This is a genomic window from Leucobacter ruminantium, assembly GCF_017565705.1.
Lineage (GTDB): Bacteria > Actinomycetota > Actinomycetes > Actinomycetales > Microbacteriaceae > Leucobacter > Leucobacter ruminantium.
Window position 1 is genome coordinate 1 of sequence record NZ_JAGDYL010000047.1, and the last position, 8993, is coordinate 8993.

Annotated in this window: 11 protein-coding genes and 1 pseudogene; 9 read left to right on the forward strand and 3 right to left on the reverse strand. The window is 63.5% G+C overall.

Features of this window, described 5'->3' with window-relative positions:
• Together J4H91_RS15045 and J4H91_RS15050 are read left to right on the forward strand one after the other, a co-directional pair.
• Window positions 1-1191: VaFE repeat-containing surface-anchored protein (locus J4H91_RS15045; RefSeq protein WP_208047066.1), on the forward strand; the 1191-nt coding region annotated here is incomplete at its 5' end.
• 287 nt (window positions 1192-1478) lie between these two features.
• Complete coding sequence (locus J4H91_RS15050) at window positions 1479-2504, forward strand: C-terminal helicase domain-containing protein (RefSeq protein WP_424960851.1); 1026 nt, start codon at window positions 1479-1481, stop codon at window positions 2502-2504.
• Between the two features lie 171 nt (window positions 2505-2675).
• Here J4H91_RS15050 and J4H91_RS15055 read toward each other — a convergent pair whose 3' ends face one another.
• On the reverse strand, window positions 2676-2972 hold the full coding sequence (locus J4H91_RS15055; RefSeq protein WP_208047067.1) for a metal-sensitive transcriptional regulator: 297 nt from the start codon (window positions 2970-2972) through the stop codon (window positions 2676-2678).
• A gap of 129 nt (window positions 2973-3101) precedes the next feature.
• On the opposite strand from J4H91_RS15055, the gene J4H91_RS15715 reads away from it, so the two are divergent.
• From J4H91_RS15715 to J4H91_RS15080, 6 genes are all read left to right on the forward strand, one after another.
• The gene (locus tag J4H91_RS15715; RefSeq protein ID WP_243753046.1) at window positions 3102-3287 is read left to right on the forward strand and encodes a hypothetical protein; all 186 of its coding nucleotides are present in this window, start codon (window positions 3102-3104) and stop codon (window positions 3285-3287) included.
• 18 nt (window positions 3288-3305) lie between these two features.
• Window positions 3306-3677 (forward strand): thioredoxin, encoded by a 372-nt coding sequence (gene trxA, locus J4H91_RS15060; protein WP_208047068.1) that lies wholly within the window; start codon window positions 3306-3308, stop codon window positions 3675-3677.
• Window positions 3678-3882: 205 nt separating this feature from the next.
• Window positions 3883-5313, forward strand: a complete 1431-nt coding sequence (locus tag J4H91_RS15065; protein WP_208047069.1) for an MBL fold metallo-hydrolase — start codon at window positions 3883-3885, stop codon at window positions 5311-5313.
• 44 nt (window positions 5314-5357) lie between these two features.
• On the forward strand, window positions 5358-6146 hold the full coding sequence (locus J4H91_RS15070; protein ID WP_208047070.1) for a sulfite exporter TauE/SafE family protein: 789 nt from the start codon (window positions 5358-5360) through the stop codon (window positions 6144-6146).
• Between the two features lie 71 nt (window positions 6147-6217).
• Window positions 6218-6703: a DUF4395 domain-containing protein gene (locus J4H91_RS15075; RefSeq protein WP_341783571.1), complete on the forward strand. Its 486-nt coding sequence runs from the start codon at window positions 6218-6220 to the stop codon at window positions 6701-6703.
• Window positions 6704-6742: 39 nt separating this feature from the next.
• On the forward strand, window positions 6743-7126 hold the full coding sequence (locus tag J4H91_RS15080) for a rhodanese-like domain-containing protein (protein WP_208047072.1): 384 nt from the start codon (window positions 6743-6745) through the stop codon (window positions 7124-7126).
• A gap of 132 nt (window positions 7127-7258) precedes the next feature.
• Here the strand turns inward: J4H91_RS15080 and J4H91_RS15085 are convergent, their stop codons facing one another.
• The gene (locus J4H91_RS15085; RefSeq protein WP_208047073.1) at window positions 7259-7708 is read right to left on the reverse strand and encodes a MarR family winged helix-turn-helix transcriptional regulator; all 450 of its coding nucleotides are present in this window, start codon (window positions 7706-7708) and stop codon (window positions 7259-7261) included.
• 143 nt (window positions 7709-7851) lie between these two features.
• Here J4H91_RS15085 and ctaF point away from each other — a divergent pair, with 143 nt between their 5' ends.
• Window positions 7852-8268 carry an aa3-type cytochrome oxidase subunit IV gene (gene ctaF / locus J4H91_RS15090; protein WP_208047074.1) on the forward strand — a complete coding sequence of 139 codons (417 nt, stop codon included), beginning with the start codon at window positions 7852-7854 and terminating at the stop codon, window positions 8266-8268.
• Between the two features lie 309 nt (window positions 8269-8577).
• On the opposite strand, the pseudogene J4H91_RS15095 reads toward ctaF, so the two are convergent.
• Window positions 8578-8868: pseudogene (locus J4H91_RS15095) on the reverse strand (integrase core domain-containing protein); the annotation flags it as partial.
• Window positions 8869-8993: the final 125 nt, after the last annotated feature.

The following is an 8993-nucleotide window of genomic DNA, read 5'->3' on the forward strand; positions in this document are numbered from 1 at the left end:
TCTGCGCGTGATCAGGCTGACGGTGACCGAATCATCCCGGCTGATGGTGGCACGGTGATCGACACGGTTACATACGAGGGGCTGACGCCGGGGGTCGAATACACCCTCGAAGGTGAACTCTACGACAAGGCGACCGGGCAAGGCACCGGCATCACCGGAAGCACGACGTTCACACCGGATCAGTCGAGCGGAACCGTCGAGGTGACATTCACGATCCCTGTCGGGTTCGCGGGAACCTCGCTCGTGGTGTTCGAGTACCTCTACGATCCGGACAGCACTCTCGTTGCTGAACACGCTGATATTGATGACGAGGCGCAGACTGTCGTGGTCGAGGCGTATGTTCCGGCTATTGGTACGTCTGCGCGTGATCAGGCTGACGGTGACCGAATCATCCCGGCTGATGGTGGCACGGTGATCGACACGGTTACATACGAGGGGCTGACGCCGGGGGTCGAATACACCCTCGAAGGTGAACTCTACGACAAGGCGACCGGGCAAGGCACCGGCATCACCGGAAGCACGACGTTCACACCGGATCAGTCGAGCGGAACCGTCGAGGTGACATTCACGATCCCTGTCGGGTTCGCGGGAACCTCGCTCGTGGTGTTCGAGTACCTCTACGATCCGGACAGCACTCTCGTTGCTGAACACGCTGATATTGATGACGAGGCGCAGACTGTCGTGGTCGAGGCGTATGTTCCGGCTATTGGTACGTCTGCGCGTGATCAGGCTGACGGTGACCGAATCATCCCGGCTGATGGTGGCACGGTGATCGACACGGTTACATACGAGGGGCTGACGCCGGGGGTCGAATACACCCTCGAAGGCGTGATGGTAGAAAAACCATCTGGCAAGCGAACCAGCATCGAAGGCTTCGCAATCTTTACGCCAGAAACCTCCTCCGGGACCGTCGAGGTGAAGTTCCGTGTGCCAAGCGGGCATGCTGGTAAGACGCTGGTTGTCTTCGAGTACCTCTACGACGCAGACGGCAACCTTGTCACGGAACACGCAGACATCAACGATGAAGCACAGACGATCACGGTGCTTTCAGTGACGCCTGAACGGCCCTCTCTTCCCACGACAGGATCGAGTGACGCATATGTTCCAATAGCGCTGACCGGAGCCGCGCTCCTAATAGCTCTCGGCGTTGCTGCGATGCTTGTAACACGAAGAAAGCAGTACCAGAAGTAGTCACAGCGAAAGAGCTGGGGTGACGCCGAGTTTAGCGGCGTCACCCCGACCCTTTCGCTCTCCCCAGTTCAAATACAGTATGTGCCTCAACGACTGAATGGCTTTCCTCCGGGCCGCGACGAGCTTCATCGCCCGGGCTGTCTCCATGCATGGCCCGATTAAGCAACACCGCAATGACCAAGTTGGTGATCCCATCGAACAGAGGCACTGCCGTCGTTTAGCGGACCTGAGCGTGTCGCGAAACGGGCAATATACTGAGATACTCAGTGACAAATAGTCTCAGGTGAGTGCGTTTGGGTCACCTCGGCTACGCGGTGTCCGCGTATCGGGCGCAAGGTGTGACGGTCGATACCTCGCATGTGCTGGTCGATCCGTCGATGACGCGCGAGAACCTGTATGTTGCATTGACCCGCGGCAAGGACGTAAACCTTGCCTACGTCGCCACCGATGCCCCGGACGTTGCGCACGCCCACCCGCACGAGGTCGAAGACATGGAAGAGGCAGCCCGCCGGGTGCTCCACGGGGTGCTGCATCATTCCGGGGCCGAGCTCTCCGTGCACGAGACGATCCAAGCCGAGCAGGAACGGTGGGGGTCGATCCTGCAGCTCGCCGCAGAGTACGAGACGATCGCGACCGAAGCCCAGCACGACCGCTGGGCCACCCTCATCCGCACCTCCGGCCTCACCGACACGCAAGCAGAAGCCGCACTCTCATCGGAAGCGTTCGGGGCACTCGCCGCCGAGCTACGCCGCGCCGAGGCAAACCATCACGACGTCGACCAGCTCATGCCCCGCCTGGTCGCCGCGCGCGACTTCGACGACGCCGACAACATCGCCTCCGTGCTGCATTGGCGCGTCGCAAACGCCACTATCCAGCCCGCGAGCGCGGGACGCACCCGCTGGGCGCCGCGGCTCATCGCCGGGCTCATCCCCGTCGCGGTCGGGATCACCGACCCCGATATGAAGGAAGCGCTCGCGGAGCGGCACCAGCTCATCGAGAACCGAGCCGCCGCCCTCGCCGAACAGGCGATCGCCGATGGCGCTGCGTGGGCTCAGGCGCTCGGGGCTCGCCCTGACGAGTCACGCAAGCAGGACGCCTGGAACCGGCATGCGCGCACGGTCGCTGCCTACCGTGACCGATACAGGATTGCCAGCGCCGCCGCGCTCGGGGCGGAGCCGGATGGGGTCGCGCAGAAGATCGACCACGCCCGCGCTGCGCAAGCAATCCAGCGCGCCCGTGCACTCACTGCCGAGCATGCTTGGCCGCAGGCGGGTGGGCGGGCGTCCGGGAGGGAACGAGGACGTACCCTCTGACTCGAGGGTTCCCGTTCGCACTGCTCCGACGTACAGTAGAAGTAGAAGCGGTCACCCCTGTGATCAACATTTCCGCCTCCGGGCAGGTCAAAGAGGCACCCAAACCCTCAGCAGTCCCCCTCGTTACATAGGGTGCTCGGAGCTGCGCCGGTGGGTTCGTGGGTGCAGCTCTCAGGCGAGGCTGAGGAAGAGTTTCTCGAGTTCGTCCGGGCTGGCGGTGTCTTCGCCGTTGGGGTCGGTGAGGCATTCCTTGAGGGCGCTAGAGATGACTAGGAATCCAGCGCGGTCTAGTGCTTTGGTGACGGCCGCGAGCTGGTTGACGATGTCCCGGCAGTGAGCATCGTCTTCGACTGCGCTGATCACGGCGGCGAGCTGTCCATGCGCGCGGCGAAGACGGTTCACCACTTTGCGTTTAGCTTCATTATCGCGCGATGAGGTGCCGAGGTCAGGGGCTGTCGCGTGCGCCATGGCTTCCTGCTTTCGATAGGTGAATCGGATGGAACTTGACATCCACGATACCCCAGGGGGTATAGTATTGAAAGTGCATAGATACCCCCAGGGGTATCAGGGTTGAGTTTGAGAGACGAGGAGCGCGGGATGTGTCGAGCGGTGAAGTGTCGTACCTGCGGGAAGACGACGTGGGCGGGCTGCGGCCAGCACGTGGCGATGGTGAAGATGAGCGTGCCAGCGTCGGAGTGGTGTGGTGGCAAGCATTCTCAGGCGCAGGTCGACGCGGCGAAGGCTGAGCGGGGCGGGTTTTTCTCTCGTCTCTTCGGTCGCTGAGCGCAGAGCGAGCAAGTCATGGCGACAAAGAATCTGTCTCATTCGGATTTCGCCCACACCGTTGGTGCGGGCATCGTGTTCGTGGATTTCTGGGCTGCGTGGTGCGGTCCGTGCCGGGCGTTTGCCCCGGTCTTCGAGCGGGCCTCTGAAGAGCACCCGGATATCGTGTTCGGCAAGGTCGATACCGAAGCGGAGCAGCAGCTGGCGGCGGAGTTCCGCATCACTTCGATCCCGACGCTGATGGTATTCCGCGACGGGATCATGGTCTATGCGCAGCCGGGTGCGCTCCGTGCACCGCAGCTCGAGCAGCTCATCCAGGGCGCCCGCGACCTCGACATGGACGATGTTCGCCGGCAGCTTGCCGAGCGCGACGCGCAGCCCGCTTCCTGACCACCCGTCTCGACGAACCATTTTTCAGCGCATCGCTAGAGAGGACTCCCATCATGTGCGCACGAATCACCTGCTCGACCTGCGGCAAGCCCACCTGGACCGGTTGCGGCCAGCACATCGAGGACGCCCTGTACGGGGTTCCTGAGGCTGACCGCTGCACCTGCCGATAACCCGAACCCTGACCACACGCAGGAAGGATCTGATCATGCTGCTCGAACGCATCTACGACGAGGATCTCGCGCAGGCGAGCTACTTCATCGGCTGCCAGGCGAAGGGCGAGGCGATCGTCGTCGACCCCCGCCGCGACCTCGACGTCTACCTCGACCTCGCGACCGCGCATGGCATGCGGATCGTCGCGGTCACCGAGACCCACATCCACGCCGACTACCTCTCCGGCACGCGAGAGCTCGGCGCCGCTACCGGCGCGCAGATGTACGTCTCTGACGAGGGCGGCCCCGACTGGACCTACGGCAGCGACTTCGACGGCGCGGTGCGCATGAAGCACGGGCACCGCATCCGGCTCGGCAACATCACCGTCGAAGCGTCGCACACCCCCGGGCACACCCCCGAACACCTGTCATTCCTGATCACCGACGGCGCCCAGGCCGATGAGCCCGGCTTCATACTGACCGGCGACTTTGTCTTCGTCGGTGACCTCGGCCGGCCCGACCTCCTCGACGAGGCCGCGGGCTTCATCGACACCCGCTTCCAGGGCGCGCGTGATCTTTTTGCGAGCCTGAAGCATCGCTTCCTGACGCTGCCGGACTATGTGCAGGTGCTTCCCGCGCACGGTTCGGGCAGCGCCTGCGGTAAGGCGCTGGGCGCAATCCCCTCCTCGACCGTCGGCTACGAGCGCAACTTCTCCTGGTGGGGCGAGTATCTGAGGAATGACGACGAGCAGGGCTTCGTCGACGAGTTGCTCAGCGGCCAGCCCGATGCGCACGCGTACTTCGGCCGCATGAAGATGGAGAACAAGGTCGGTCCTTCGGTGATCGGTGAGGCGCCCGAGCTCGTCGAGTACACGGCAGAACGTCTCACTACTGAACTCGCTGCCGACGAGGTCATCTTCGTCGACACCCGCCACAACAGTCAGGTCCATGCCGGCACCGTCGAGCGCTCGCTGAACATCCCCGGCATCGACAAAGCCGCCAGCTACGGAGCCTGGGTCTACGACCCGCTGCTCGAGCAGCGCCCCCTCGTGCTCCTCGCCGAGGACCGTGAGCAGGCCGAAGAAATGCGCGATCACCTCATCCGGGTCGGCATCGACACCGTTCGTGGATACATCCCCTCACTGGACGGACTCGATCTGGTGAAGCCGAAGCTCGTGCGCCCAGACGAGCTCGACGGTCTCGAGCACGTGATGCTACTCGACGTGCGCAACAAGACCGAGTACGCGGAAGGGCATCTGCCGGGAGCCCGGCAGGTCTCCGGCGGGCGGGTGCTATGGAACCTCGACCTGCTGCCCTCGAAAGAGGCCGGCACGATCGTGACCTACTGCCAGAGCGGCGTCCGCAACAGCGTCGCCGCGAGCGCGCTGCGCCGAGCCGGGTACGACATCACCGAACTCGACGGCAGCTACACCGCATGGACCGCGGCAGGCAAACCGACCGAGGCCGGCACGCTCGCGACCGCCTGACCGGCTGCTCACGCCCACCATCCGATCGCCCCAGGAGTCCGCGCATGGAACCGACGCTCGTCATCGCACTGCTTGCCGCTGTGCTCGTCGGCTTCTCGCTCGGGCTCCTGGGCGGGGGCGGATCGATCCTCACCACACCCATCCTCGTCTACCTCCTGGGGATGGAACCGCGAGCGGCGATCGCCTCATCCTTGTTCATCGTCGGCGTGACCAGCGCGGTCGGGCTCCTCGGGCACGCGCGGGCCGGACGGGTGCGCTGGAGAACCGGGCTGTTCTTCGGGGGAGCGGGTATGGCGGGAGCTTTCGCCGGCGGGCTGCTCGGCGGCTGGATCCCCGGACCGGTGCTGATGATCCTGTTCGCGGTCATGATGATCGCGACCGCGACCGCGATGATCCGAGGTCGTAGACCGGCGGTCGCCTCTGCGTCGGCCGGGACCGATGATACGGCGCCGCCGGTCGCGCGCATGCTCCTCGTCGGACTCCTCGTCGGCCTGGCCACCGGGCTCGTGGGAGCCGGCGGCGGGTTCCTTATCGTGCCCGCGCTGCACCTCCTCGGCGGTCTGCCGATGGTGGCCGCGGTCGCGACCTCCCTGTTCGTGATCGTCATGAACACCGCTACCGGGCTCACCGGAGCACTGGTATCCGTGCAGATCGACTGGCCGATCGTGCTCGCGTTCACCGGCATCGCCGTCGCCGGGCCCCTGCTGGGAGCCCGGTTCGCCGGACGCCTCCCCGAGCGGGCGCTGCGCCGCGGATTCGGAGTCTTCGTGCTCGCCATGGGGGCGCTCGTGTTAGCCCAGGAGATCCCGAACATCGCGGCGGGTATCGCATGAGCACGACCGTCCCCGCACCTGTGACCCAGCGCCCTCGCGTCGGCCGCATCATCCCGGGCTATGCCGTCCCGGTGATCAACGAGCGCGAGGCGCGGGCCGCAGCAGGCCTGCTGTTTCTGCCGGGGATCGTACTCTATCTCACCGCCATCCACACGGGCACGGCTGACCCGCTCAAACCTTTCGGCGCGGCCTTCGTGCTCGACATGCTGATCCGCGTCATTGCAGGCGACCGCTACGCGCCCTCTCTCGCTCTCGCGCGCCTCATCGTCTCACGGCAACGACCCGAATGGGTTGGGGCGCCGCAGAAGGTCTTCGCCTGGTGGCTCGGCTACGGCATGGGATTCGCCGCGTGCCTCGCGACCGGCCTCTTGCAAGCGCCCCTCTGGGTGACGCTCGCCCTCTGCGGGACCTGCCTCGCGCTCCTCTTCCTCGAGACCGCGTTCGGGATCTGCGTCGGCTGCGCCCTGCAATCCCGTTTCTCGAGGACCGCCCCGCAGCAATGCCCGGACGACACCTGCGCCCTACCGAACGACGCTGATACCCCCACCACACCGTAACCGATTCCCACCATGAACCCTGCAGCAGAAGGAGCACTCATGCGCCGCACACTCACCAAGATCGTCCTCCCGCTTACCGCCTGCGGCCTCGCGCTGGGCCTCCAAGCCTGTACCAGCGCGCCCGCCTCCGAAACGAAGCCGGAGGTCTCAGCCGACGCCATCATTCTCGACGTGCGCACCCCGGAGGAATACGCGGCCGGTCACCTCGACGGCGCGAAACTGCTCGACTTCAATGCCGGAGCAGTGGCAGAAGCCATCCCGAACCTCGACCCCGACGCCGAGTACCTCATCTACTGCCGATCCGGCAACCGCGCCGGCCAGGCCATCACCCTCATGGAACAAGCCGGGTTCCCAAACCTCACAAACCTCGGATCCCTCAAACAAGCCGCCAGAATCACGGGGCTCGTAATCACGGAACAATAGAGGCTATCGCGGGGTGGCGGCACGACCCCTCTGTCCAGCGGTAGTCGCGACCCCGGAATCCCCACCTGGAGACGCGTGAGTCCCACATCACCCACGGACACCCCAAGGATCTACGTCCGATAACTGAGCGCACTAAGGAATGCGCTTCGTGGCCTCGATTACTTCCCAGAGCTTCGCGCGAAGATCGGCTAGTTCTTCGAGTTTCATATCGAGATGCTTGACGACCGCGGCGGGCACCTGCGGAGCAAGCCTCTTCAACTGACGCCCTTCCTCGGTGAGCTCGACCTCCAATCGACGCTCGTCTCTGCTGCTGCGCTGCCGCGTGAGGAGACCGGCCAACTCGAGACGCTTTAGAAGCGGCGAGATCGTCGGGGCATCTTGCAGCAGCACTTCGCAGAGATCATTCACCGATCTCGGGCTGTCCTCCCAGAGAGCAAGCATGACGAGATACTGCGGATGCGTCAACCCGAGGGGTTCGAGTAGCGGCCGGTAGAGACTAATGATCGCACGATTGGCGACCGACACCGCGAAGCACACCTGGTTGTCGAGCTTAAGGGCCTCATCGACACCGACTTCACTCATCGCCATCCCTTTCGGCAGGTTGCATCTTGCATCCAACCAAACTAACATCGACACGAATACTTAGTGTATTAATTATTCGTGCACACATTCTATTGCGTGATCGGTTCATTCACCCGATCCGTTAACGGCAGCGGAGGTATCCCATGCGCACACATATCGTCATCTATTGGATCTTGGCCGCGTTTCAGCTATTTTTGGCGCTGCTCTACACCGGATGGAACCTCGCCTCCACGCACCGCATCGAATGGTTCGGAACGATCGCCTTCACGTTCGGTGGGGCGTTCATGGCGTGGCTGGCGTTCTACCTGCAACTCGTTCAGAGAAAACAGGGCGAGCCGCTCTCCGAAGACCGCGACGACGCCGACATTGATGACGGGGACCCTGAGATCGGGTATTTCCAGCCCTACAGCTGGTGGCCGATCACACTCGCCCTGGGCGCAAGCCTCGTCATCCTGGGCATCGCCGTGGGGTTCTGGTTCGCATATCTCAGTCTCCCTCTCCTCATTGTCTCAGTCGTTGGCTGGGTATACGAGGACTATCGCGGGAACTTCGCCAGATAGCTGCCGTTGTTCCCAGGCCGCCCTAGCGTGATCCGGGTTCGACCGACGGCTAGTGCCGCTACGACAACGCTGGTCGGGGCGCTGCACTCGCTGCAGGCGCAGAAATGGTTAACCCTCGATCCACCGGTGAGCGTGGTGATTGAACGGGTGTCCTGACACAGAAATGCCTCTCTGATCAGGGATAATGGAACTTGCTAAGGGTTCTGTTCGACCGATCCGAGAGGCATCTCGTAGATGCAATTCAAGCATGTTCCCGCTGCTGTGTCAGCGGTGTTCGAGGGTCTGATGCACGTTTAGGTGACAACTGTGTCAGGCAGCGAGTGCGACCTGTTCGTTCATGATGGCTTCGTACTCGACCGGAGTCAAACGCCCCAGCCGAGCTTGCCTGCGCCGTCGGTGGTACGTCCGCTCGATCCAGGTTACGATCGCGATCCGTAGTTCGTCCCGCGTGGCCCAGCTGCGACGGTTGAGCACGTTCTTCTGCAGCAGGCTGAAGAACGACTCCATCGCCGCGTTATCTCCGGCAGCGCCCACTCTCCCCATCGAGCCCGCCATACCGTGAAGGGTGAGAGCGCGCTGTAGTTTCCGGCTTCGGAACTGACCGGATTCAACCGGTCGATGCAACACCGGCTTGTTGAACCAACAATAGCTGCTCGTTAAACGCCTCCGCAGGTGTCTTCCACCCCAACGACTTCCGAGGCCGAGTATTCAACGCATACGCAACG